The sequence below is a fragment of the Mycoplasma paraquilae genome, from assembly GCF_048284415.1.
Classification (GTDB): Bacteria; Bacillota_I; Bacilli_A; order Mycoplasmatales; family Metamycoplasmataceae; genus Mycoplasmopsis.
This window is the reverse complement of sequence record NZ_JBLVZU010000003.1, coordinates 44,784-71,666: the sequence shown is the minus strand read 5'-3', so window position 1 is coordinate 71,666 and position 26,883 is coordinate 44,784. Positions and strand designations below refer to the sequence as shown.

The 26,883-nt window shown below is 28.3% G+C and carries 20 protein-coding genes; 10 read left to right on the top strand and 10 right to left on the bottom strand.

The window, feature by feature from the left end:
• Positions 1-645: 645 nt before the first annotated feature.
• From ACNQ12_RS01990 to ACNQ12_RS01980, 3 genes are all read right to left on the bottom strand, one after another.
• Entirely contained in the window at positions 646-1,137 is a 492-nt protein-coding gene (locus ACNQ12_RS01990; protein WP_418042128.1) for a hypothetical protein, read from the bottom strand.
• Positions 1,138-2,128: 991 nt separating this feature from the next.
• Positions 2,129-2,857 carry a hypothetical protein gene (locus ACNQ12_RS01985; RefSeq protein WP_418037105.1) on the bottom strand — a complete coding sequence of 243 codons (729 nt, stop codon included), beginning with the start codon at positions 2,855-2,857 and terminating at the stop codon, positions 2,129-2,131.
• Positions 2,858-3,140: 283 nt separating this feature from the next.
• Positions 3,141-5,522: a phosphoketolase family protein gene (locus tag ACNQ12_RS01980; protein ID WP_418037107.1), complete on the bottom strand. Its 2,382-nt coding sequence runs from the start codon at positions 5,520-5,522 to the stop codon at positions 3,141-3,143.
• Positions 5,523-5,875: 353 nt separating this feature from the next.
• On the opposite strand from ACNQ12_RS01980, the gene ACNQ12_RS01975 reads away from it, so the two are divergent.
• Positions 5,876-6,703, top strand: a complete 828-nt coding sequence (locus ACNQ12_RS01975) for an HAD hydrolase family protein (RefSeq protein WP_418037109.1) — start codon at positions 5,876-5,878, stop codon at positions 6,701-6,703.
• A gap of 134 nt (positions 6,704-6,837) precedes the next feature.
• A complete protein-coding gene (locus ACNQ12_RS01970) occupies positions 6,838-7,257 on the top strand; it encodes a Dps family protein (RefSeq protein ID WP_418037111.1) in 420 nt (139 codons plus the stop codon).
• A gap of 273 nt (positions 7,258-7,530) precedes the next feature.
• Here ACNQ12_RS01970 and ACNQ12_RS01965 read toward each other — a convergent pair whose 3' ends face one another.
• The 3 genes from ACNQ12_RS01965 to ACNQ12_RS01955 all read right to left on the bottom strand — a co-directional run bounded on the left by ACNQ12_RS01965 (position 7,531) and on the right by ACNQ12_RS01955 (position 11,791).
• Positions 7,531-8,205, bottom strand: a complete 675-nt coding sequence (locus tag ACNQ12_RS01965) for a DUF402 domain-containing protein (RefSeq protein ID WP_416754578.1) — start codon at positions 8,203-8,205, stop codon at positions 7,531-7,533.
• Positions 8,206-8,243: 38 nt separating this feature from the next.
• Positions 8,244-10,457: an MYPU_1760 family metalloprotease gene (locus ACNQ12_RS01960; RefSeq protein WP_418042126.1), complete on the bottom strand. Its 2,214-nt coding sequence runs from the start codon at positions 10,455-10,457 to the stop codon at positions 8,244-8,246.
• A gap of 128 nt (positions 10,458-10,585) precedes the next feature.
• Entirely contained in the window at positions 10,586-11,791 is a 1,206-nt protein-coding gene (locus ACNQ12_RS01955; protein ID WP_418037115.1) for a restriction endonuclease subunit S domain-containing protein, read from the bottom strand.
• A 999-nt stretch (positions 11,792-12,790) separates the two neighbouring features.
• On the opposite strand from ACNQ12_RS01955, the gene ACNQ12_RS01950 reads away from it, so the two are divergent.
• On the top strand, positions 12,791-13,006 hold the full coding sequence (locus ACNQ12_RS01950) for an MAG6790 family protein (RefSeq protein ID WP_416754574.1): 216 nt from the start codon (positions 12,791-12,793) through the stop codon (positions 13,004-13,006).
• Positions 13,007-13,046: 40 nt separating this feature from the next.
• Here the strand turns inward: ACNQ12_RS01950 and ACNQ12_RS01945 are convergent, their stop codons facing one another.
• The 3 genes from ACNQ12_RS01945 to ACNQ12_RS01935 all read right to left on the bottom strand — a co-directional run bounded on the left by ACNQ12_RS01945 (position 13,047) and on the right by ACNQ12_RS01935 (position 17,842).
• Positions 13,047-14,756, bottom strand: coding sequence for a lipoprotein 17-related variable surface protein (locus ACNQ12_RS01945; protein WP_418037117.1), 1,710 nt, complete (start codon positions 14,754-14,756; stop codon positions 13,047-13,049).
• An 84-nt stretch (positions 14,757-14,840) separates the two neighbouring features.
• Entirely contained in the window at positions 14,841-16,748 is a 1,908-nt protein-coding gene (locus ACNQ12_RS01940; protein WP_418037119.1) for a M13 family metallopeptidase, read from the bottom strand.
• 131 nt (positions 16,749-16,879) lie between these two features.
• Positions 16,880-17,842 carry a hypothetical protein gene (locus ACNQ12_RS01935; RefSeq protein ID WP_418019263.1) on the bottom strand — a complete coding sequence of 321 codons (963 nt, stop codon included), beginning with the start codon at positions 17,840-17,842 and terminating at the stop codon, positions 16,880-16,882.
• A 427-nt stretch (positions 17,843-18,269) separates the two neighbouring features.
• On the opposite strand from ACNQ12_RS01935, the gene ACNQ12_RS01930 reads away from it, so the two are divergent.
• The 3 genes from ACNQ12_RS01930 to eno all read left to right on the top strand — a co-directional run bounded on the left by ACNQ12_RS01930 (position 18,270) and on the right by eno (position 22,339).
• Positions 18,270-19,178 (top strand): hypothetical protein, encoded by a 909-nt coding sequence (locus tag ACNQ12_RS01930; RefSeq protein WP_418037121.1) that lies wholly within the window; start codon positions 18,270-18,272, stop codon positions 19,176-19,178.
• Between the two features lie 15 nt (positions 19,179-19,193).
• On the top strand, positions 19,194-20,009 hold the full coding sequence (locus tag ACNQ12_RS01925; protein ID WP_418037122.1) for a hypothetical protein: 816 nt from the start codon (positions 19,194-19,196) through the stop codon (positions 20,007-20,009).
• Between the two features lie 968 nt (positions 20,010-20,977).
• Entirely contained in the window at positions 20,978-22,339 is a 1,362-nt protein-coding gene (gene eno, locus ACNQ12_RS01920; RefSeq protein ID WP_418019606.1) for a phosphopyruvate hydratase, read from the top strand.
• 195 nt (positions 22,340-22,534) lie between these two features.
• Here the strand turns inward: eno and plsY are convergent, their stop codons facing one another.
• Positions 22,535-23,386, bottom strand: a complete 852-nt coding sequence (gene plsY / locus ACNQ12_RS01915) for a glycerol-3-phosphate 1-O-acyltransferase PlsY (RefSeq protein WP_418037123.1) — start codon at positions 23,384-23,386, stop codon at positions 22,535-22,537.
• 63 nt (positions 23,387-23,449) lie between these two features.
• Here plsY and def point away from each other — a divergent pair, with 63 nt between their 5' ends.
• Genes def through ACNQ12_RS01895 form a run of 4 tightly spaced genes read left to right on the top strand, consistent with a single transcriptional unit; the run spans position 23,450 to position 26,793 of the window.
• Positions 23,450-24,007: a peptide deformylase gene (gene def, locus ACNQ12_RS01910; protein ID WP_416754564.1), complete on the top strand. Its 558-nt coding sequence runs from the start codon at positions 23,450-23,452 to the stop codon at positions 24,005-24,007.
• Positions 24,007-25,326: a hypothetical protein gene (locus ACNQ12_RS01905; RefSeq protein ID WP_418037124.1), complete on the top strand. Its 1,320-nt coding sequence runs from the start codon at positions 24,007-24,009 to the stop codon at positions 25,324-25,326. The genes def and ACNQ12_RS01905 overlap by 1 nt, the downstream gene beginning before the upstream one ends.
• A gap of 13 nt (positions 25,327-25,339) precedes the next feature.
• Positions 25,340-26,233 (top strand): MSC_0882 family membrane protein, encoded by an 894-nt coding sequence (locus tag ACNQ12_RS01900; protein WP_418037126.1) that lies wholly within the window; start codon positions 25,340-25,342, stop codon positions 26,231-26,233.
• Entirely contained in the window at positions 26,233-26,793 is a 561-nt protein-coding gene (locus tag ACNQ12_RS01895; RefSeq protein WP_418019270.1) for a DJ-1/PfpI family protein, read from the top strand. Before ACNQ12_RS01900 ends, ACNQ12_RS01895 begins: the two co-directional genes overlap by 1 nt.
• Positions 26,794-26,883 lie beyond the last annotated feature (90 nt).

Here is a 26,883-nt window from a genome sequence, read left to right as displayed (position 1 = left end):
TTTTTAAATTTCTGATTTTAAAACTTATACATACATATTTTTAATAGTAATGATTGATACATTTTTCGCATGCTCATTTTTTATATTTTTTATTATTCTTCTATCATAAACTACTTTAAAAATGCTTATTTTTGCACAAAAATTAACATAAAATGTAATAAATATAAGTGGGTTTGCTAAAAAAGTGACAAAAAATAAGACTTTTAATTTATATAATGTGAGCAATAAAAAATGTAGACGTTTTTTGTATAAACCTGCTATTTGCTAAAATATTGGTTTCATCTATATTTCTTATAGCAAAAGCTTAAGTCATAATCATAATTTGCACAAGTAATTTTATGTTCAGAAAATCAAATAAGCCTATTATGTAGGGGCTTATGGATTTTAGTATTGTGAAACTTTATAACCTTCCTAGTTTGTAAATTATCAAAAGATAAATCTTAAAATGCATTACTTATAAATGGTATTAAAATGATCTACATAATTTTATTAATAATTACAAATTAAAGAATGAGTTTTTTATACAATTCAATATACTGTTTTTTTACAATTAATGATTTCTAAAAAAGCACCCCTGCACGAAAACAGAAATGCATGTATTAATAACCATCTTTAGATTTTTCTAGTATATAAATATTGTTAATATTATTTTTTTAACTTCTTTACCATAGGTATAAAGTATTTCTTGTAGTATTTTTTTCTGTTACATTCAAGATATTGAAATCAGGTTTTATCATCAATCATTTCAAGACTTAAATCATAATACTCTTGAATATTAGAAAATAATTTAGTTATTATCAGCTGTGGTGTTTTGAATGAAAAGGCAAAAAGCATTGTTAATCAAGTTAATAAAACAATAATCATCGTGAAATCTGCTCGCTTGCGAATTATTAGAAGCACAAATGTTGTCAATAAGATAAGTAATAAATCATAAATTAAAAATGTTTGCCATAATGATATGATAAAAAATGCATGTTTTATTTTTTTATTTAAGATTTCTTTTCTTTTAACAATATATTGATCTTTATATGACTTGATTAAGGTCCATTCTTTGTTTGGCTCTACTGGTTTATCTCTTAAATTTACTTTCGCTAGAATTTTTCCTTTTCACTCACTTGGAAAAAACAAACTTCGCATATATTTTTTCATCACCATATGATAGATCCAAGTATCTTTATAAGAACTGCCTTCATTTCAGTCTTTTTTCTGATTTAAATCAAATTTTAAATATTCTTTGCCAGTACGTTTTATATCTTTTATTCAGAAAATGAATCTTTTTCATATAAAAGGGTTTAACCATATCAATAGTATAAAATACTTAGTCATTATCATAAATGCTAATGATATTCCGACATGCAAAAAGACTAAGCCAAATATTTTATTCAATTTTATTATTGAATTTTTATATAAGCTTACATTCTTTTTTAAATTTATTTCTTTTCGTTGATTTTTATGCAAGCTACATATATCATGTTTTTGGTTTTTATATCATTTCATATTTTTACTCCAAAAATTAAAATTTGAACAAGAGCATCAAACATTGCGATAAGTAAGTTAACAATACTTAGCCAACATCTATGAATATCAAGGTTTTTTTATAGCCAGTTTCTTTTTCTAAAAGATGAACATTTTTATAAATTTTGGATATATATTACATAATAACGCATCTTTTACACTTGTTCCTAGAATGATTCTTAATTTATTATATTCATCTTCTCAAAGGACACACTTAAATACTGCTCCTCTTCTTTTTTTCTTTCAATATCATTATGGGGGCGATTTTGTCTTTGTTTAAATCGGTGTATTGTGTATTTATATCTGTATTAAGCAGAACAAAATTTGTTACAGTAACTAATGCAAACAATAAATTAATTTTATTTACCTTCTCATAACATCATTAATATATAAGATAAAGTTTATATTATTTTTTCACAATCTGCTGTGATATTTCTATATTTTGTACAGGGAATTTTATTTTCAAAAATCAAGTAGGCCTATAGGGTAGAATTATTTGTTTTTTGCACTCCCAAACTTTGAAACTGCACAGCATTAGGAATATATTATTATAAACAAAGCATAAAAAATGCTCACCTATAATTTATAAGTGAACAACAAAATTATTTTTCTTTTACACATAATAGTTATTTTCTGAGTTACCTGGTATTAGTGCTTCTATTTGTCATTTTAATAAATTAAACGGATATTTACTTGCTCCTAAATCAAATAATAACTTAAGATAAAAGTTTTGAAAATCATCTTTATTCATTCCATTTCATTTTACTGGCAAGTAAATACTTATTTTTGTTGAGTAAACAGTTCATACTAGTCCTAAGACAAATGCTGATATATAAATATAAAACACTGTAATATTGATCGTTGCAATATAGATCATTAGTCCAAGTATTACAATTGGTAATAAAACAGTAACAATTGGCGTTAAAGCGATTATGAGTTTAACAAAATTACACTTTGCTCTAGAAGATTTTACTCATCTTACATTATTAGTTTCATCAGTATTTAAGATATAAAAGTACCTGTAAATAAATGAAATCATTTTACTTTGTTCATTTGGAAATCTATTTTTGAGATTTCTAGTATTCTTTTTAAATCTAATCATAAAATTAAATGAACTATATGTAAAATAGTAAATTGCCGTAATTGATAGTGGGATAAATCAAATAGCTAGCAAACTAACTAACGCAATATTAAGCGCATTTTGATTTGTGTCAGTTTGAAATACAAGTCGTGAAGCATATCCAAAACATACACCTAAAATAGCAGCAACCAAGATAATGCTTAGTATAAAGAATGTTCACCAAAGTGTTAATATAGTTTTCTTTTGTTCTTTTGAATTCATTAGTATCAATCCATTTCTGTTCCTTACCTTATAAAAGAATTTATAAGTTCTAGAACATATAATTATACTTGATTCTATGACGTAATTTCAGAACTCAAAGCTTTTATGGGCTATTTTTTATTTAAAAGCACATTATTTTAAATTTATTAACCTATTTATGCAAGCATTTTAAAATAATCATTTTACACAAACCTTACAAAATTATTCTTACTAAACAAATAATTTATACAAAAAATACCAGAGTATAAACTCTGATATTTAATAATTAGTTGTCTAAAGACAATTATTTGTTAAGACCTTCTCATTTTCAGTATCTAACTTCGTCAATGTCAATTCCAACTTCTTTAATGTATCTGTTGTGGTATGCAATTTTTTCATCCATTAATGCAACGAAATCTTTTGCTTTATCACCGTAAACTGCGTTAGCAGCTGTAATAGACATGTGGAATCTGTCCATTTCTGACATTAAACGAATGTCGAATGATGTTGTAATATCACCATTTTCTCTGTATCCGTGTACGAATAAGTTGTGGTTCTTACGTGAGAAGAAGATGTCACGAATTAATCCTTCGAATCCGTGGAATGCGAATAGAACTGGCTTGTCTTCTGTGAAGATTGCGTTGAATTCTTCATCGCTTAATCCACGTGGGTCAATACTTGGGTGACGTAATCTTAATAAGTCAACAACGTTAACGAATCTGATTTTTAGTTCAGGGAAGTATTTGTTTAAGATTGAGATTGTAGCTAAAGCTTCTAAGTTTGGTTCTGTACCTGATGCAACTACTACTAAGTCTGGTTCTTCGCCTTCTTTAGTTGTTGAAGCTCAGTCAATAACTTTAAGTCCTTTGTCTACTAATTCTTGTGCTTCGTCCATGTTGAAGAATTGATCTCTTGGTTGTTTTGAAGCAACAATAAGGTTAATAACGTCTCTTTCAGCAAAAGCTTTATCTAAAACAGCAAGTAATGAGTTTGTGTCAGCTGGTAAGTATTCACGAATTAATTCTGGTTTCTTGTCAGCTAAGTGCCCTAAAATACCTGGATCTTGGTGTGTGTATCCGTTGTGGTCTTGTTGGAATGCTGTAGATGTAGCAATAACATTAAGAGATGGATAGTCTTTTCTTCATGAAATTTTACGTGCTTTAGCAACTCATTTCATGTGTTGTGTTAACATTGAGTCAACAACTCTTAAGAATGATTCGTATGATGCAAAGAATCCGTGACGTCCTGTAAGAACGTATCCTTCTAAGAATCCTTCTGCTTGGTGTTCTGAAAGTTGTGAGTCAATAACTCTTCCAACTGGTCCAACAGCTTCATCTAATTCAGCATCAACTCTTTCAAGTCATTGTCTGTTTGTTAATTTAAGTACTGCATATAATCTATTTGATTTTGTTTCATCTGGTCCAAATACTCTAAAGTTATCTGGGTTTCTCTTGATTACTTCAGCAAATCAGTTACCTGCATTAACCATATCTTGGTCTTTTATTTCACCTGGTTTGTTAATTTCTAATCCGAATTCTCTTCAGTTAGGTAAGTTAAGAGCTCTTGGGTTTATACCACCATTTGTAATTGGTTGCATAGCCATTCTCTTGTCACCTTTAGGAGCGATTTCAGCATATTCTTCTTTGAATTTTCCATTTTCGTCAAATAATTCTTCTGGACGATATGAAGCTAATCAAGCTTGTAATTCATCTAATAATTTAGGATTTTCAGATGTTACAGGAAGTGGAACTTGGTGAGATCTAAAGCTTCCTTCGAATGTTTCACCGTTAATTTGGTGTGGACATGTTCATCCTTTTGGTGTACGAACAACAAGTGCTGGTCAGATTGGTCTTGTAGCAACTTCTGCTGGTAATTTTCTAGCTTCTGCTTGAATTTCTAAAATTCTTTCAACAGCCTTGTCGAAAGCTTCAGCCATAAGTTGGTGAACACCTTCTTGGTCAAATACGTTAGCTTCCACAAAGATAGCTTCTCATCCATATCCTCTTAACATTGAAGAAATTTCTTCATCTGTTTTACGAGACATAATTGTTGGGTTTGAAATTTTTCCACCATTAATGTGAATGATAGGTAATACAGCACCATCATTTACTGGGTTAATGAATGATGTTGAGAATCATCCAGCAGCAAGTGGCCCTGTTTCAGCTTCACCATCACCAATAACAGCAGCAGCAATAATGTTAGGGTTATCTAAAATAGCTCCTGTTGCATGTGAAAGTGAGTAACCTAATTCTCCCCCTTCGTGAATTGATCCAGGTGTTTCAGGAGCAGCGTGTGATGCTGTTCCACCAGGGAATGAGAATCTCTTACACATTTTCTTAATTCCAGCTTCATCTTGTGTGATTTCTGGGAATAATTCTGTGTAACTTCCATCTAAGTATGAGTTTGAAATCATAACTTGTCCACCGTGTCCTGGTCCTTCAATGTAGAACATGTCTACACCGTATTTGTTAATTACCCGGTTTAAGTGTGCGTAAATTAAGTTTTGTCCTGGGATTGTTCCTCAGTGACCGATTGGGTACATTTTAACGTCTTCAGCTTTTAAACCATCTTTCATAAGAGGGTTATTTCTTAAGTAGATTTGAGCTACTGAAAGAAAGTTAGCTGCACGCCATCAAGCATGTACTTTATCTAAATATTGTTTTTCATCAAATAAAGTCTTTTTCATAAATATTCCTTTTAAATTTTTGATATTTAACACATTAAGTTTAATGTCCAAAAAATTCCAACTCAATATGTATCCATATTTTACATTTTTTCCCATTTTATCCATATAAAAATATTTTGCTTTTTCTTCCTCTCATTTTGCACTTATATATAACTTTTTTTATTTATTTTTTTAGCTGATTTTATTTAAATAATTCACTTAAAATGACTTTCTATTAGTGCTAAGTGTATAAATGTGAATAATAAAAAAATATTTTATTTCGATGCAAAAATCTAAAAATCTGTTATTTTATTTATATTAAAGTTTAAAAATATTCAAACTATAATAAATAAAATTTTGAATAAGGAGACAAAATGAAGAAACCAGAAATTATTTTTATTGACTTAGATGGTACAACACTTGATACTCAAGAAATTAAATTTTGACAAAGAACTGCAACACCATATACAAAACAAGTTTTAACGGAACTGAATAAAACAATTCCTGTTGTTGTTTCAACTGGTAGAGGTGTATCACCAAAGACAAGTAACCTTGTTAAAGAAATTACTGGAGTAGATACTTATATTGCTTGAAATGGTGCAAAAACTGTTGAAAATGGTGTAATTGTTAATGAGGAAATCATGTCAAAAGAAATTGCACAACAACTTTTTGATGAACTTTCAAAAAACTTTTGTTTCGTAGTTTATAACTCAAACGCTAGAGAACAAGCATATGTAAAAAACAGAGTATTTAGATGATTCATGGGTGGTTTTGGTAAAAAAACTGCTCACTCATATAAAGAATACAATAATGACTTTCCTGTTTACAAAGCACTTGTTTGATCATTATCAGGTAGAAAAATTAGAAAGCTTGCTTTAAAATGACAAAAGCAATTTGAAGGTAAACTAGAAGTTTCACTTTCAGGTTCTAAAAATAATATTTTAGAAATCACAAAAGCAAACTGTTCAAAAGGTGATGAAGAAGTTCGTTACTGTTTATCAAAAGGAATTAATCCAGCTAATGCTATGCACATTGGTGACTCTATGAATGATGCTTCTACTAAGAACCGTATCGGTACATTAGTTGCTATGCAAAATTCAGTTGATGAATTAAAAGAAATTGCTGATGTAATTACAGAATTCAGATGTGATCAAAGTGGGTTAGCTAAATTCCTAGAACAATTTTTACCAGAAAAAAATTAAAGTTAGGCTATCTAACTTTTTTTTGTAAAAAGTTTATTTTTGAAATAAAAAAATAATAAAAATTAACTTTTTAAATTTTGAAGAAGTTGATATTGTTTTTTAAAGTGATACAATATATACAGAAAGAGGTTAACATGAATAATAAACAAGAATTAATTACATTACAAGCTTCATTATTTATTCTACAAGCTAAAATTAAAAATTTTCATTGAAACATCAAAGGAGCTGACTTTTTTGAAATTCATGAGCAATTAGATAAATTATATGAAGATACCACTGAACAACTTGATGCGGTGGCAGAAAAATTATTAATGTTGGGATACAATGCCTTAGGTAGTTATCAAGAAGTAAATAAATACTCATTAATTAAAGAAATTGAATCAAAAGATTTTGTTTCAAATGAAATTTTTACTTATGTAGTAAATGACTTAAACACACTTCTTGAATATATTGGAGAAATGGATAATATTTCATATAGAGTCCAACCTTTACTAGATGAAATTGTTATTTACTTAGATACATGACACTGAAAATTTTTAAAATCAACTAAATAATAAGTTAGCAGTCTATTTAATAGGCTGCTTTTTTATATCAAGGATAAGAAAATGCACCTATTTGCTAGGTGCACCATATATACGTTTGATTTGATATGGAGAAACATATCTGTCCGAATAAAAAACTAACTTTTACATCCCTTAGGATCGTATACCCGCCAAAAACTATATAAACGGATATACATTAATATAGTACATCAAAAATGTAAAAATAATATTAAAAAATATATAAAAAATTTACTTTTTTTATTTTGCAAACAAAAAAGTCACTTTTTAGTGACGATTTTGGAAATGTGCTTTTCGGTGTTTATATACACGATTAACTTGTCGAAACATATCCCCTTCTTCAGAATATTGTTTACGCCCAAGTCTAGTATATCTTTCTGCTGCTTTATCGCTAATTAATTTATCAGCATGTAAAATTTCAAGATAATAATTTATTATTTCGTAATTAAAGAAATATTTATATTCACTATATAGTTGCATAATAACTTTCAATTCTTCAAAAAGCAAATTCTTTAGTAATTCTGGATATTGCATTTGTCTTGAATGTAAATTGAACTCATCTCTATCTACAACTTGTAATTCTTTATCAGGATAACATTTTACATCTAAATCATAATCTATAAATTTAATAGTATTATCTTCGAATATAGGCTTTGATGCCATATTAATGTAATAATATGGGCCTGAATCTTTTAATAATACAATTGCATTATACATTGCATCTTTAGGAATAAATCAGATGGCGTTTTCATTATATCTTCAACCATTTACATCTTTTTCATATTCAGCAACTTTTGTATTTTTAAGAAATAATACTATATGTCTTTTATTATGAAAAACTACTTTTGCAGAATTTCATTGGCGATATAAATAGCCATTGTGTTTATAACCTTGGACATTTATCATTGATCCAACTTTTAATTTACTAAAATCTCATTCCATTGTTATCCTCCTTTCTTTTACATAATTTAATTATAGCATTAGCGTGGGGTTTCTCACTTGATTGTAGTTTGATTATTTTTATTTTCAACCACGTAATAATAATTTGGATTATCAGCCCTTCGGGTAGTTACTCAACGATTAGTAGGAAGCTTTATTTGATGGTCTTTAACTAATTCATTATTCTCAACAATTCCATTTTTATTTAAATCATCTCAAAAGTATAAGCTACCTTTTTCCCCGGGCACAATATAGTCTTTTGTTATATAACTAATATAACCTGTCGGATAAATCCGGTTAGCTAATTGTGCTTGTCTTAATTCTCCATTTGCTTGAATAGCATTTTCGATTTTAGCACCTTTGTCAAATGTTTGGTGTCCGAAGAAATTAAAAGTATCTAGGTAGATGATGTCACTATGTGCTACTACTTGGCCTTTATCATCAACTACAGCAATTCCTGTATGGGTCTTGTCTTTTAAATATCCACTAAATTTTATTTTAGTAATATTATTTTCATTCTTTTGGACTTGAGCAAAGTTTTTTCCGACTCATTTTCAGCCTGAATTGTCATAATAAATTTGTGCAATTTCACTACCATATCCCATAGTATATAAAAACATTTTATAGAAATCATGCGCTTTATTTGTTTTGATTTTTGCCTCTTGACTTTTGCTTATTCTATCGAATGTATTATATGAATCAAGTGCAAAAGGAGAAGCAGGTATCATAATTGAACTTGAGCCTTGAACTATTTTAGTTACTCACTCTCCCTTATGTAAATCATAAAATGTAATAGGGTTATCAGGATCAATGTTCCCTCAACTATCATCTATATATCATCCTTGTCTAGTTAAAGTGTCAAAATTATTCATAAACACTTTACCATAGTCTTCTGCAATTGAACTAGGTCTAATTTCATATGAACTAGCTTTAGCATTATAGTTAAACTTCATGTTTCCAAAATATCCAGAAGAAAATTCTTGTCGATTTTTTTCAGCAATAATTGCTGGATTAGGTTCGTTAATGTTATAGTAAGACTCAAATGCAAATTTCAAATATTCTCTAGGCACTAATTCAGTTAAAGAGTAATAATATCTTAAATCACCATTATTAAGTGCAAATTTTTCATCAGGTGAATATCAGAATCATGGCTTACTTTCAAGTCTTTTTTGTAAAATTAGTGGATCTTTTGGAGATCCTTGACCATTATATATACCATTAGATACATCTCATAAATCTTTAGGAGAAAAGTTAGTGTATAATGCGTCCGATACATCTTCTGCACCTGGCTGACCAAACCATCTATCTCTTAACAAGGCTAAGATTTCAGGCTTGATATAAGACTTTGCAGCCACATCATAATTTAATAAGTATCTAAAATTATCAGCAAAATACCCATTTCAATATTGTTCATTAGCTGATGAAAAGATTTTATCAAGCAAACTATCCTTTTTATTTTGACTAGGTTCATAATATTTAACTGTGACCATTTCCTTGTCTTGTATGTTTGCTACTGGGCCAGTTGCAATACCTGTTGGTATAACGTTATCTAAATTAGGGAGAGCAATCTCCGCATAATTATTAGCTCAATGATGCATATATTCATGGAATAAAGTTTGCATAATAGTAGCTACTCTATCATATAATGTCGCATTTGTTTCACACATAAATGCTCCATTAATATAAATGTTTTTAGTACTTGGAATATAAAGTCCATTAGCAGTTGCTGGAATAATAGCAAAATCATTAATATTAACCGCTTCTAAATCATAAATCTCTGGGCCAAATGTTACTTTACGCTTAAATTCATTTGCTAGATATGCTAATCCTCCTGGGCCAAGTAGGTATCTATTATTAGCAGGATTTTCTTTATCGACTTTATAAGCAAAATCTCTAAATTTAACCTTAGTGTAAGGATCTATATATTCCACATAAGTTCCTTCATCATTACTTTTAGCTTCTCAATTAATATCTCCAACACTATTTACAAGTGCCAAAGCTTCTGTTTTTTCTTTTCTAGTTAAGTTATCAAAAATTTCTACTTCATTTGGACCAATTTTTAATAATTTAAGCTCTGCTTGTCAGGCAGGAGTCTCATAATGGGGCTTAATATTAATGGTTTCTTTTGGGATATCATCATCTTTTTGCAATAAATAGCTAGCAGCAAAATAAGCACTAGTTGCAATAGCGCCTAACCCCATTAATATTCCTACTGATAAAATACTTCAGCCTATTATCTTTCTTTTCTTACCCATAATATTTATATTCTATTATATTTTCATTTTTATACTAGTCTTATATTCTTGAACTCAACTTGAAAATAAAAAAATGGTATTTTCATTTTCGAGTTTAAAAATACCATTAATTTTAATATTCAAAATAACTAACAAAACATTTTTTCTAATAAAGCTTGCTTGACGTTGTTTAGCTTTTCAAGTTTAAGTTCTTGAGAAGATATTAAGGATTCAAGATTTGAGAAGAAGGCACCTATTTTTTGTTGTTCAGCAATACTTGTTGTTTTAATAAATTGATTTGAAAGATCTTTTTTTACTAAAGTTGCCATCATAGTTGTGGATTTAGTTGAATCTCTCAACACATTTCTCATAATGCTTTCATTATTAATATAGTATTTTCAGAAGTACAAGTCATACTCCTTCATTACTGGCTTAAAGACTTCGAAGACATGAGAAACAATACCTGACCCAATTGTATTGACTACAAATCTTCCATATCTATAGTTAGCTGATTTATTTCCTTCATATGCAATATCCCCTAAATGGAAGATATTGTAGCTTTTAAGATATTCTGTATTGCTTATTTTTTGTTCATCCTTAAAGTACATATTAGCAACAGATATTATGTTCTTTTCTGTATATCTAATATTTATATTTTTTTCGTTGTTGCAATTATATAAGTCACTAAACTTATTTAATTTTCAAGGCTCATCAAACCCTTTAAATCTTATTTCTGGGAATTTTGAATTTTCTGACGCAAACATTTTGCTTAGAAATGATTGTTTTACTTCATTAAGTTTTTTAAGTTTTAATTCTTCAGATTGAATAAAAGAATCTATATTTGAAAAGAATTGTCCTATTTTTTGTTGTTCTTCTTTACTTGTGGAATAAAATAATAAAATTTCACCTATTTGATTCTTATTAATTTTTTGAGGAACCGCAGTAGTTAATGTCTTCGATAAAAGCTCTTGTTGGGCTGCCTGTGTTTTTAATAATTGATTCAAATAATGTGAATCAACATATGGTTTAATCAAAGCCAATGAAACATAGTAAGCTTTTAGTGAATTATCACAGACAACGTTTGTTGTCCCAACATCGCCTATTCTAGTCATCAAAACATCACCTTTTTGCGGGTATTTTTTGTATAGTTTACAAAAATCGTGGTACGAAATATATTTATTGGATTTTAAGGTTGCAATATCTTCAACAGAAAGAAACATAATACCATTTTTAGTATATTTTGGCGTTTCATGAATCCCATCATATATATCAGAAATATTTCTTAATTTACTAATATGTCAATATTGTTCAAATCCTTTAAATCTTATTTCGGGCACTAATTTTTCCTTTTTCATATATCTCTCCATCTCAAGATAACTTGTTATAAATTAATTTTATCATAGCTATATAATTAGTTACTGAAATGTATAAATTTAACTTTTGATGAAATTAAAATTTTCACATATAACAGTAGTTTATAAAACTTTGTAAAAAAATAGTTTTCGATTTTTAGTCAAGATAAGTTGATCATTTATTACAAATTATTTTTTTAGCTTTAGTAAGATTTCATTGCTTATAAAAAATAATTTTTATGTGATTTTTGACACGTTTAATTAAAAAGCTTATAGTTTAGGGCTAAAAAGTTTTTAATTATATATCAGTTGGAAAAATAATTACATTAAAAACATTATGCTAGTAAATAGAAAAGATTCTTCTAGTTATATATAATTGCAGATCATTTAAATTAAATATGTGAATAATTAAAAATTTAAAAAGTGTATTATAAAATGATAGTTATTACTTATTTGGTAATAATATAAATTAGTTTTTGGATTTTACATTTATAAATTCATTGTTCAAATTATGTTTATATTCCTGATACTTCACAATCACAATCATAAATGTTGCTAAGATTTCATTTAATAGTAGTTTTATAGCATCCAGTGATATTTTTGACTTCTACATTATATAAATGAAAACACTTATTTTTTGTAACTTTTTTCCCTAAGAATTATTCTATTAACCTATTATCTACTTATTTTGAACAAAAATGAGGGTTTTAAACCATATCTACAATATAATCTTCAAAAAAAGTGGTAAAAAATTTTATAAATTTAAAATTTGATAATTATTATGCTACTAACTAGGAAAAGCAATATAAGATCATGTATATTTTTCATCTAAAGCCAGTATTTATATTTACCTTTTATAAAAAAATATCTTTTATTACTAAGAAGTGATAATTTGTTCCACATTATTTCCACAAAAATGTGGAAATTTGTGGAAAGGTAGTCAAATTTAATATATCCTGTTTGAATTAGGATTATAATAAAGATGAACAAACGGAGGTATTTATGTACAAATACAAAGCAAAACTATTATCAAATGATGAAATTATTGCTCAAGCTAATACAATCGAAGAATTAGAAGGGCAAATCAAAGGATTCCGCCGTGGACAAAAACATGGTTTACACACAAAAGCTAATGAAAAAATTGAAATTATACGTGTTGAAAGAAACCATTTAGAAGGAAAAGAAGCTTCGAAAGAAGTTGTCTTAAAAGTTGTATAAAAAATAAATATAAAAAATGAGGGGGCTCCTCATTTTTATATTAATTTATTTGATTCTTTAAAGAAAAAAGTTGTGATGATAAAGGAATTTCTAGCATAGTTGTTGAATCATTGAAAGAAGTTGCACTTTGCACTTCGAATTCTAAGACATAATTTCATGTAAAGTTAATTCGTGAATTTTCTGTGTTTGTGTATTGAACTTTAAAATTTGAAAGGCTTGTGCTTTTTAAAACTATTCGGCTAATTTTGAATAAGTCACCATTTAATATCCCTTCTTCAGGTTTTATATTTCAATCTTGAAGAGATTTATGTTTAAAATTGAGTTTAATGTAATTATTAGAATTTAATTCTAACAATTCTTCTTCATTTTGCATGACTTGGAGAGCTATTATATAATTATCACTTCCAACAGCACCTAAATATTTCATTAATTCATTTTGTTTAGAAATTTTAAATGTGCTTACTTCTTTTTCTGGTAAAGAAGTAATGGTTGTTACTAAATTTCTATATGGCTTTCTATCAATAAATTTGAAACTGTCAGGTACTATATAAAAATTTTTTTCAATATAATCTGAACTTATTTTATTAAATCCTGTAATTTTAAATTCTCTGTTTCCATATGTAATTATCTCACTGCCATTATCAGCATCATATTTTAATGAAACTATAACAAACAATTCACCTGTTAAGTCATTCGGATAATATTTACATTCAAATTGAATTGGATGTCCATTTCACACTTCAAATTTAGGATCAATTTCAAAAAAGTGTGTTCAATAATTTACACCTTGTGCATTTTTAGCCGCAAAAAAGGAAGGGTAATAATTATGATCAATGTTATCAATTAATTTAACATGATTATTTAAAACGTAAGATAAATATTCTTGTTCAGAATAATTTAATCCTGCTAAATTGTCATATGTTCTGTTATATACACTTATTTTTCCAATTTGAGTTATATTTCCATTTAACATAGATTGTGGTAAGTAAGATATTGAAATAAAGGCATTAAATTTTGTGCCACTTTTGCTAATGTTAAAGGTGTCAATTTTGAAACTTGAATTTGTTAAAACATTTATTATTTTATTATTTAATAAAAGTTCTAAATTTTTTAAATAAGGAATAACTTCATCAGGTTTTTTATTTAGTAAAAAGTCAGGATTTTTTTGTTCTGACATTAATTTTTCTAAATTTCATTCAATTTTTAATGAACCAAAATCTGTTCCATTGATCACATACAAATGACTTATATGTAATGTCACATTGTCTAATCTTTTTCCTTTGTATGTTCCTTTTAGAGTAAAATCTAACGTTCCTTTTTTATCATCAAACTGTACAACCTTTACATTTTGTATTTTATAGTCTTCGTTTTCAAATAATTTTCCATTTATTTTTTCAAACACTTGACTAGCAGTCATATTGCTATTAATATCTAATAATGGAATTATAGTTTTATAAGCATCAATACTTATTCCATTAACTGTTCCGCCTAATGTACTGTCATCAATTGTAACAGGTTCCGTTGGTTCTGGTTGAGTTTGAGGATCCGGATTTAGTGGAGTAGGTTTAATTGGTTGTGCAGGTGGCACAATCGGTTTGCTTGAAGTACCTCCAGCGGTGCTGGGTGGTGTATCTGGTTTAGGTTGAGAATTTTTACTCTCTTCTTTTTTCGCCCCACAAGTTGCTGCCATCATAGGCAATGTTGCGACTAAAAGTGACCCTAACAATGTAAATGCTTTTATTCTTTTCATCGAATCTCCTTTTATTGGTTTGTATATTTTATATAAAAAAGTGAATTTCCAAAATAAAAATGTCCCAAAAAGGAACATTTTGTATTATCAAATTTTAATTCTCTTTTCTGGAGCTAAATACATCTTGTCTGATTCTTGAATTTTGTATGTGTCTGCAAATAAATCAAGATTCATCATTAAGACATTACCTCTTTCTTTAGCCGGTGAGTGAACATCTGTTTCAAGTAATCTTCTTGCGTATCCTTCTCCTGCTTTTAGTCTTCAAACTCTAGCTCAGTTTTCAAAGAATTTTTCTGGTGAAAAATCAGGTTCTTTTTGAGCAGCTTCTAGGGCACAGGCAACTCCGCCTATATCAGCTATATTTTCAGATACAGTTAATTTACCATTTACTTTGCCATATGGTGTCATACGTGTATCATATAAATCAATAACTGCTTGAGTTTTTTCAGCAAATTTAGTTCTATCATGATCAGTTCATCAATTTACCATTGATCCATTTTCATCAAATTGAGCACCGTTATTATCAAAAGCATGTGAAATTTCGTGTGCTATAACTGCTCCAATTCCACCAAAGTTTGCTGATGAAGATTGATTTATGTCATAGTATGGGGCTTGCAAGATAGCAGCTGGAAAGACAATATGATTTCCAAATGGGTTAAAGTAAGCATTAATTGTATCAGGTGACATTCCTCAGTATTTAGGATTTACATGTTCTAAATATTGAGACATTTCATATTCATACATTATTTGATCGAATGCAAGGATATTTTCGAACACATTTGAACCTTCTTCATAAGTTTTTACAATAAACTTAGCATAAATTGGTTTGATTTCTTCTGGATATCCAACCATAACACCTAGTTTAGAAAGTTTTAAAATTGCTTTGTCTTTAGTTGCTTGAGTTAATCATGTATTTTCTTCGAGACGTTTTTTATAAACATCAATCATGCTTGAAACCATACGTTCAACATCTTTTTTGGCTTTTTCTCCAAAATATTCTTTAGCATAATACATACCAAGAGGCATGCCAAAGTATTTTGTAGCAACATCATAAGCGTATAATTCTAAATCACGAGGTTTTGCAATTGAGTAAAGAACATTCTTAAAGTGTGAAGCTTTAAATCTTATCTCTTCTGACATAAATCCAGCTGCATATATTAAGTTTTTAATAAATAATAAAGCTTTATATGCTTCAAAGTTAGCATCAGTATAAATTTTGTCTATATTTTCTATAAATCTTGGGTTTGAACATGAAATTTCTTTAACTTCTTTTTTAACTAATTCTTGTGCAATTTCTTGAATATCAAAAGTTTTAACTGTTTCTTTATATCAAGCAATGTCTTTTAAATTGTATAAAGAAGTATAATCAGCTTTTTCTTCATTTGAAAGAACAAATTCTACTAAAAAGTTGTCAAATTCAAGAGCTTGTGCAACTAATTTATTAGCTTCTTCAGTTGTTTTACCGTATGAAACTAATAAGTCAAATGACATTTCTTTTCAGGCTGTTAAAAGTTTTTCTTTTTGTACTGGATTTCCATAAGTTTCTTTAGAACCTAAAATTAGTCTTGGGTCATCCATTCATAAAATATATTTTTTATTATCGATAAAATCTTCACCAATACCAAATGGTAAAGGTAATGAAGAATATTGCTTATCAAATTCAAAATAATTTTTAGCTAAATCTTGAAAACTTGTTAGTTTTTCAATTTTGTCTAAGTGTTTTCTAGCTGGTTCTCACCCTAATTGGGTTCTTTTATCAGTGTTAATTAACATTTGATATAGTTTTACATATTCATGAATCATTTTATCAGCTGGTAGAGCTTTCTTTCCAGCAGCTCATTCTGCTGTTAATCCTTTTAATAATTTTTCAATCTTAATATCTAATTCACCGAAACAAGAAATTGAAGCACGATCTGCTGGAATTTCAGTGTCTCTTAATCATTCAAAGTTGACATATTCATAAAAGTCATCTTGTAATCTAGGTTTATTCATTTTGTCTCCTTGTTTTTAAATAATAATATTTAAATTATACTTTACTTTTGAGTTATGAAAACACAGTATATAAATCATTAGTATCTGCTTCACTTAAATACTTTATCACTTAAAATAAGCATACTCAGTAATTATTGCGATAATAATAGTAATAATTTATGCAGATTAATACAATACTTATTGTTTTTAAATTCAAGGGCTTGCATCGCAAGTAATGATTTACTATTATCACTTATTGTCATGTGTGCGACAATATAACTGAAAATTTGTAGAGTCTTTTCATCAGTTTCAAACCAGTAATAGTAACCATATCTTTTAACATCAATAATCCTCATTTTCGTCATTGACATATCTATATAAACACGAAATTCTTTTTTTAATTGAAAAATATTTTCAATTTGTTTTATTGTTTTGATTATTTCTTCATCATTTTTTAATTTATTAAGTAAATCAAATACTCGACTCAAGGTTTCAACATATTCTTGGTTTGGTAGAATACTAATCAAAAACTTGTGAAAATTTTCATTGATTAAATTACTATAAGGACTATTTTTATATACATACATTTCATATGGAATATTAAAAAACATAGATTCTTTTACTATATTTATGAAATTCATATTTGGCAGTTTTTCTAGAATTTTATTCAAATCCAAAAGGCTATTAATTATTTTTTTAGTTCTTGGTTTTGTTTTATTAATAACATAGCTTGTGAGTAGCTGGCAAACTTTAAAACCAACCATCATATCTAGTTTAATTACTTTAATATCACCAATTTTTTCTATATATGAATCAGGTATAGTTTTGAATTTCATACATTCTAGGTTTAATATTTTATTTTTATTACCGATGATTTTTATAGAATTATAGAATTCGTGATTAATAGATTCTTCAGCTACTTTGTAATTCTTTTTACATATTTCTCAATATTCATTTCTTTTATATAGATCATTATCGTTAAACAATAAAATATCAATATCATTTGGCATTCTTTCTATAACTCCTCTAATATATAAGGAATAGCTTCCTTGAAGAATATAGTTTTTATCTCAATATCTTAAATCCTCGATCAAATTAATTATCTTTTCTTTCATAATTAAATTATATTTTTATTTTAGATAATTGCTAATAAGATAAATAACATATACACGCTTATCCAAATGTATATCTTATATAAATTAAAATTTTTGACATTTTTATCAAATTTTTCACTTATATTCAATTAAAAAGATTTAATTAATAAACGCCTTAAAGAAAGATTTTTTATTAATTAACAAAATAATATAAATTATATTTGCTTGAATTTTTTAAAAGTACTAAGAACTATTTTTACTAAAAATATGAATATAAAAAATTGAGTTTTCTTTTCTCAAGCACTTTTATGTCTATTTATTAGTATAAAAAGTTATGCATAAATATTATCCTTAGAACAGAAACCATTTCCGGAACAATCCCCTTGATATGACATGTAGGCTATATTATTGCTATAATAAAATTGGACAATTGTCCGAAAGGAGTAAGATGAAAAATGAATTAATAAATTTAGTTGTTGCTGTCGCTAATACAACAAATGCGATTAATCCAATCAACACAAAAGCCACTGAATCAGACAATGAGCTAAGTTCAAAATTAAAACAATATATTAGCTCTTTTTCTGAATATGAAAAAAACGTACTATTATCCTACTATGATGAAGTAGATGAATTATCTAAATCTCATTTTTTGAGAAATTTATGAATCTATAAATTTACAGAATCTACGTTGACTACAAAGAGATATAATTTTGCCACTAGAAATCTTCATGAATCTGATTTAAATAATTCAGATAAATTAAAAGAACTCGCAAGTAAGCTAACAAAGATTCTTACCAATAAAGCTAACGAATACCAAGCTGAATCAGATAAAAAATATAAGGATGGTGGAGCTACATTAGGTGCAGGAAACGCTGGCGTAGCACTGCTAGGGGCATTTTTGTGGTTTGCACCATGAATTGCTGCTATTGCTGCCATTCCTGTAAACACAGCTGGTGGAGCTTTACTTTCTGAAGCAAAAGACTTAAAAAATAAAGCTAATCAATTAAATAAAAAAGTTGCTAATATAAATAAGACTTTTTCAGATCTAGGAAACGATTTTGCAATTGTTTCCGCAATGCAAACAACAGCATTTAAAAATATGACAGATTCTGAAAAAAATAAATATAAGACCATACTACAAGAAATCATAAATAATTGTGTGCTTGTTGTCTCACAATTGGAAGGAATTGCTGTAGAAATAGATGACAAAAATGCTAAAAATCAAATTAATGAAGTCAAAAATATTGTTTTTGAATTAAAAAATTCAATTATTAATGAAATTGACTCAATACAGCCAAAAGTCGTCCCATCAACATATTCAACCTCTAATTCAGACGATTACGATGAAGGTTATTAATATTTTAGGAGAAATATGATCGCTTATACATATAACGTAAATAATGATAAAAATAGTGATAGCCCATATATATTGTATTCAATTGCTATGAATGCATTTTTTAGGCTTTCTGACAAAGATAAAAATAAAATATTAAATAGCCTTAATATTACCATTGATAAATTTAATAGTTTGTTTCCAGGATGGTTGCGCATTAAAGAAAAAACTCTCAGTAAAGATGATACTATATCAATTATTGAATTTAATAAGCTGTTAAAATTAATATCAGATAAATTACAACAAATGAATAATGATAATTCTGCAATTCTTAATTCACATACTGACTCTGAATATGCAAAGCTAGGAAATGATCTAATTTCAGCTGCCTCTTCATATTTAGAACATTGTGGAAGTTTAGCTTTAACTCGAGTAGGGGCTAAATGAGTCAATTGATTAAGTTTCATTTTAACATTGAAAGATGCACAAGATTTTAATGCAGATTATCTTAAATTTAAAAACTTAATTGATAATTCTAATAAATTTTATGAGTTAAATTACAATCTATCTATGTCAATAGCAAGATACTTTGTCTATATTAACGATAATAAAGAAAATTCGATTTCCACTTATAGTGAGACTTTAGAAAGAGTAAACAATATTTTGATTAATTTAAATAATTTGTTCTTATTTCTCAAACAAAATGGAATTCCATACGAAAAAAAGTCAGATGTACTTTCAGCACTATTGCAAATTAATGAAATATTTATCAATGAAAAAAAACAATTAGTTACAAAGATAAATGATTTAAAAGAAATAGTTAATGATGATGAAGATTATGGATGAGGATATTAAAATGAAACGTGAAAACTCCTGAATAATATTCAGTTTTTTACTCATAAGCTTTGCCTATATAGCAATATTTACTGGACAATTCGGGGCAATATTTGGACTATCACATTTTAATTGAAAAGACAGAAATAATACAATCGGGAACATTATTTATCTAATCGACCTTGCCTTTGTCTTTGTCACTGAACTTTTATATTTTATATATCGTGTTATCAGCGATTTTAATGTACAAGTTAGATTATCTAGAAAGTTTAGAAATCAAAAATTTTGTTTTAAAAACAAAACGACAAATAAATTTATAGGTTGGATCTATAAATATGTTTATTTCAAAAAAACAGATAATACTGAACAAACAAATTTAAAAGTACCATCACTGAACAAAAGTAAAATTAAGCTACATATTTATTTAGTTTTTTGATGTTCAGTTGTTATCAGTTTATTATCATTGATAATGAATATATCATATACAGCATGATTCTGTAGTACAAATCAAAATGCATATCAATCTATATTTATATATACTATTTGAGTGTATCAAGTAGTTGCAGTATTATGATTATTTTCTTATTTGCGCTTTCGTACTTATTACTATTGTAAGAAATATAATTTACAATATAATATGTTTGATGAAAATAACCATTTAATCAGATGAGTTCTAGACAATTATAGTAAATGACCTTATCTACATTTTTCAACTGTGTACAATGCATTTGGTTGAAATGACGAATACAAGTAAGAAATATAGATACTATATTAAATGAAGCTGGCATAACTGTCAGTTTTTTTCTTAGCCTATAAAAACGATTGAATAAAAGTTACAGTATTAGTATTTTTAATTGTCATTTTATAAAATATTTTTCTAAAAATACAAAATTACCACTTTTATAATAATGCTATAATTCTAATAATCTTTAATAAAGATTAATTATTTGCAAATAAAACAAAATCTTAAATTTAAAAAGGAGACAAAAATGTCAGCAATTACAAAAATTCATGCACGTGAAATTTTAGACTCACGTGGAAACCCAACAGTTGAAGTTGAAGTATTCACAGAATTTGGTGGATATGGAATCGCTAAAGTTCCATCAGGCGCTTCAACAGGTTCACGTGAAGCTCTTGAATTAAGAGACAAAGGATCAGAATTTGAAGGTAACTGATTTGGTGGTAAAGGTGTTATGTTAGCTGTTAACCACGTTAACAACGACATCGTTCCTCACATCTTAGGAATGGAAGTTACAGACCAACGTAAAATCGACATGAAAATGATCGAATTAGATGGTACAGAAAACAAATCTAAATTTGGTGCTAATGCTATCTTAGGAGTTTCTCTTGCTGTTGCTAGAGCTGCTGCTAATGAATTACAAATTCCTCTATACAAATACTTAGGTGGATTCAATGCACACGAATTACCAGTTCCAATGTTAAATGTTATTAACGGTGGAGAACACGCTTCAAACACAATCGACTTCCAAGAATTCATGATTATGCCAGTTGGTGCTAAATCATTTAGAGAAGCTTTACAAATGGCTAACTTTGTATTCCACAACTTAGCTAAATTACTTAAAAAACATGGACACGGTGTTCAAGTTGGTGATGAAGGTGGATTTGCTCCTAACTTCAAATCACACGAAGAAGCTTTAGACTTCTTAGTAGAAGCTATTAAAGCAGCTGGATATACACCAGCCAAAGAAGGTGAAAACGCTGTTGCTATTGCTATGGACTGTGCTTCATCAGAACTATATGAAGATGGTGTTTACACATTCAAGAAATTAAAAGCAGCTATTGAAGCTAAAAAACCAGGATTTGAGCACTTAGAAGATGTTAAATTATCATACACATCAGATGAAATGGCTGAATACTTAAAATCACTTGTTGCTAAATACCCAATCATCTCAATCGAAGATGGATTTGCAGAAAGTGACTGAGCAGGATTCAAGAAATTTACAGCTGAAATGGGTGATAAATTACAAATCGTTGGTGATGACTTAACAGTTACAAACACAGCTATTCTAAAACGTGCTATTGAAGAAAAATCAATGAATTCAATCTTAATTAAGATTAACCAAATTGGTTCAATTACAGAAACTTTTGATGCTATTCAAATGGCTCAAAAAGCAAACATGACAGCAGTTGTTTCACACCGTTCAGGTGAAACAGAAGATACATCAATCGCTGATATTGCTGTTGCTATGAACTCAGGACAAATTAAGACAGGTTCATTATCACGTACAGACAGAATCGCAAAATACAATCGTTTATTAGCTATCGAAGAAGAACTTGGTTCATCAGCTGAATTCAAGGGAATCAAAGCTTTCTACAACATTGTTAAATAATTTATTCAACACAATAATTACGTTCCATTATATGGAGCGTTTTTATTATCTTTATTTCAACATCTTAGGGATAAATGGCATAAAAAGTGAAAAAAACTAAATTTTTTATTTCAATTATTTTATGTTTATTTTTACTTAGATATGATTATAAACTTAGGATAAATATAGTTCAAAAAAATTTAAGTAAAAAATGCACTATTGTGCATCTCTTTGTGTTTTCTTACTTCTGCTTCATTTTCTTTCTTCACCTTTTATTAGGCGTTGGATATTTCCTCTATGGGTAAATAAGATAAGTGCCACAGCACCTAAATATATAAATCCCGTGTAAATAGAAGCATAGTTAACAACATATGTTCCAATATAATGTATTAATCCTCTTTGATCTGGGGCAATTAGTTGTAGGCTTATTGTTTTAGTTCAATTAAGCCATTGATAATTTGTGGCCCATGCAATCACACTATTACTCATTCATGGAACAAATACAAATGGAATTAGCAATACAGCTGCACTCATACTTGCAAGAGAAATGTATTTCTTTCAAAATGCTACTGCAAAGAATATAACAGCCGCAATTGGCAATAGCACAATGTTATAGCTGATTATTAACCCAATGCTGCATGCTACTCCTTTTCCACCTTTAAAACCGAAAAAGACTGGAAAACAGTGACCAAGCACAGCTCCAAGGCCAGCTAACATTGGCACAGCAATAATTGCTTGATATTGTTCAAATGAATATTGGCTTACTGGACCTTTTGAAGAAACCTGTGGTGCAGCATTAACTCAATAAGCAATTCCTGTCGCTATTGCAACTGCTGCTATTGTTTTAAAAACATCTATGAGCAAGATTAAAACACCAACTTTTACACCAAAAACTCTTGACGAATTTGTGGCTCCAGCATTTTGTGAATGCTGTTCACGTACATCTTTCTTTAAAAACTTACTAAATATGATTGAAGTATTTAACGAACCGATTAAATATCCCATTACTAAAAAAGCTATATTTAGGACTACAGTGGTAAAAACTACAATATTATAATTTCCGTTCATATTCACCTTTCTATAATTAATATATTAATTATAGTAATTTTCTATATATATTATAATTTAAATATGAATAAAAAATATGATATTAAAATAGTACAGCTACCAGACCCTGTACTTAGAAAAAGATCACACGATGTTCCAATTCCTCTTACAGATGAGGATATTGATTTAGCAGAGAGAATGATCTACCACATTGATGATTCTCAAACTGAAGGAACTCAATTCCGTCCTGGAGTTGGCGTTGCTGCTGTTCAATACGGAATATTAAAAAATGTATTTTATGTTTTTGTCCAAGACGATAAAGGAAATGTTTTATTTAAAGATGTTTTATTTAACCCACGTATTGTGACAAAAAGTGATAAAAAAATAGCCCTAGATGAAGGAGAGGGTTGTTTATCAGTTGATGAATCATGGCCAAACCAAGAAGGTTATGTACATCGTTCAGAGCGTGTTGTAGTTGATGCTTACAGCTACTACAATAGAAAATGATTACGTTATGAAGTCTCAGGCTACATTGCAATTGTTTTCCAACACGAATTAGATCACTTAGATGGTCATTTATTTATTGATCGCATTTCTCGTAAAGATCCTTGAAAAAAATTACCAAAGGCTAAATATCTATAATGAACTCATTACTTGAAACTACTATTAATACCTCAGCACAATCTAATGCTAATCCCTCAACAGGAATACAGCAATTAGATGACATTGTTAAAACTTTAAAAAACATTACAAACTCAGTTGGTAATGCGGGAATTTGACTGCCAATTGTAATTATTGCATTATTCGCAATAGCATTCTTAATTGGATTTTGGTTTAATTACAAATGGTCAATTTTTAAAGTTGTTGCAATTATTTTAACAATGATTATTTCTGCTGTAATTTATAAATATGGTTCTGAGGCAGTCCACTCTCAATTAAAAGATCAAAAAGAAATGGATCAAATAATTAGGTCAGGCTTACCATTTGCCTTGACTGTTTTAGCGATAATAATTTATTTATCAATTAGAGGATTCTTTTTTGTTATTACTTTTATTATTCACTTATGCAGAATCAAGAAGCGTAAAGATAAGAAAAATAAAAGAATTGCCTCAGGTAAAAGAGGAAATAGAATTTGAACTAGATTTTTATTTGGTACCACAAATGCTGTTTTAACTTTACCTGGAACACTTTTATTAACCAATGTTGTAACCACAGCTATGGTTAATGACACTTCAGCATCTAAAGCCACAACTTTTGGTGTTAAATTAATGACTGCTGGTAAAGGTGCTTCACTTTCAGGAATAGGAGTAGGGGCTGTTTCACTTCTTGAATTATTCCAAAAAGGATCAAAATTATTTGAAACACTTCAAAATCCTGAAAATAAATGAACTAAAGAACAGTTTAATGAAATCATCGATACATTGCACTCTTCAGCTGCTTTATTAAATAATCCAGATGTTAGAAAAGTTATAGCTCAAGCAGCAAAAGAAATAGCTACTGATAAAGCTTCAACAATAGCTCATGAATCAGGCGCTCTTGATTATATTGATAAAATTAAACGTAATCTAAGAGAAGAAAATCCATTATTCGATACATTATCAGCACAAGAACAATCTAAACAAGTTACAGACTATGCTATAAAAGAAATTAAATCAATTGAGAACTATGAAAATTTAGGTGTTAATAAAAATGTTGTTGAATACTTAAATGTATCAAAATATGTGATTTCATCAGTATCTCCTGATACTAGAAAATCACTTGCACATATTCTTGCTGAAACGCTTAATGCAGATAAAGATATTAAATCACAAATCAACACAGAAGCATTTGTTAACGCTTTATTTGACAGCTTATCAAAATTTACAATTTCTAAGAATCAAGATAAAAAAGATGTAGAACCAGAATCTCAACCAACTACAAACCCAAACAATAGTAATCAACCAGCTATAACAAGCAATTAGGAGAATGTGATTTATGAATTATTCACAAAATAACAGTGATTTACAACAAATCACTACTCAAGCACCACAAACGCTTGAAACAACCGTTGAAGCACAAGTTGCTTCTGATCCACAAAGAATCATTGCAACACCTGTTTATAATGTAATTAGAAGAGAAAAACGTTTAACTATAATGCAATTTTTTTTCTGGTTTACTTTATTTCTAGTTTCAATAGCAGGTATATTAACAAACTATTTTTTAAATACTAGAGTAGATAAAAACCAAGGTATTGCTTGATACGTATTAGTTGGTATTGTCTTTTTAGTTTCTTTAAGTTTATTTGCAAAAGCTCTAACTAAGAATAAAGCTTGAAGACGTACTGAACAAATGTGCCGTGATAACTATCGTAACGGAAATTTAGCTGCTGTAACTGTTATTTCAGATACTTATCGTGCTATTCGTTTTAAATTATTAAGATTATCATGACTATTTGCTTTCTTTATGACATACTTTGCTCTTTTCAATGGCGTAATTTTATTACTTCTAAACCTATGAGATGGACATTGAGTAATGAATGTTGATAAAGCTAATTTGAAATTTAATTTAGATTTAGATTGAGAAAAAATTCTTAATGGTGCATTTGGTGATGTTTATGTTTTACTTTATATTGACTTAGCTGTTGCTGTAGGGTTTACATTCCTATTTGTTTTAATGGTTATGTATGATCGTAAACGTTATATGGAAGCTTCAACCTTTCTTGGGACTGATGCTACTGCTATTAAGAATGCAGTTAATGCTGAACTCAAAAACGAAAATAAAGCTTGAATTAAGGCTTATATTATTGTATTCATTATTGTTGTCTTATTGCCTTTAGCCTTGCTATGTTACTTGATTTGAAAAGGTATTTTACGAAGAGGTAAAAAATAATGAAACTTAAATTACTAGTTATAATAGAAGACAAATTTAATGACGTTGAGTTAACTTCAACTTTATCAGTTTTAAAAGTGGCTGATGTAATAGAATCAATAACTTATTATGCTCCAAAAATTTCAAAAGCTTCAGGTCAATTTGACTTAATTCATATAAATGACATAGTTCATGAATATAATTTAGATGACTATAATGCAATTTTTATTCCTGGTGGAAAAGGATGTCAAACATTAAGAAATAATCCTGAGTCACTTGCTGTAATTAAAGAATTTTATCAAGCTAATAAATACTTATTTGCTATCTGTGATGCTCCAAATGTATTAATGGAGGCTAAAATTTTACCACCTTATCTTCATTATTCATCATACCCATCTCAATGAAGCCTACCGACACGCGGAGGAAATCGCTCAGATGAAATGACAAGCTGCGATGGTAAAATTATTACAGGTAAAAATGCCTTTGCTGCGCCAGAATTAGGCCTTAGAATTATTCATGAATTATTTAGCGAAGAATTATCATTACGTACCTACATTAAAATTAATGGAGATCAATACTAAATATAATTTCTGCCTTTGGGCAGATTTTTTATACTTACTGGCAATTATTAAATATAAAAAAATCACTATCGCTAGTGATTTAATTACTAT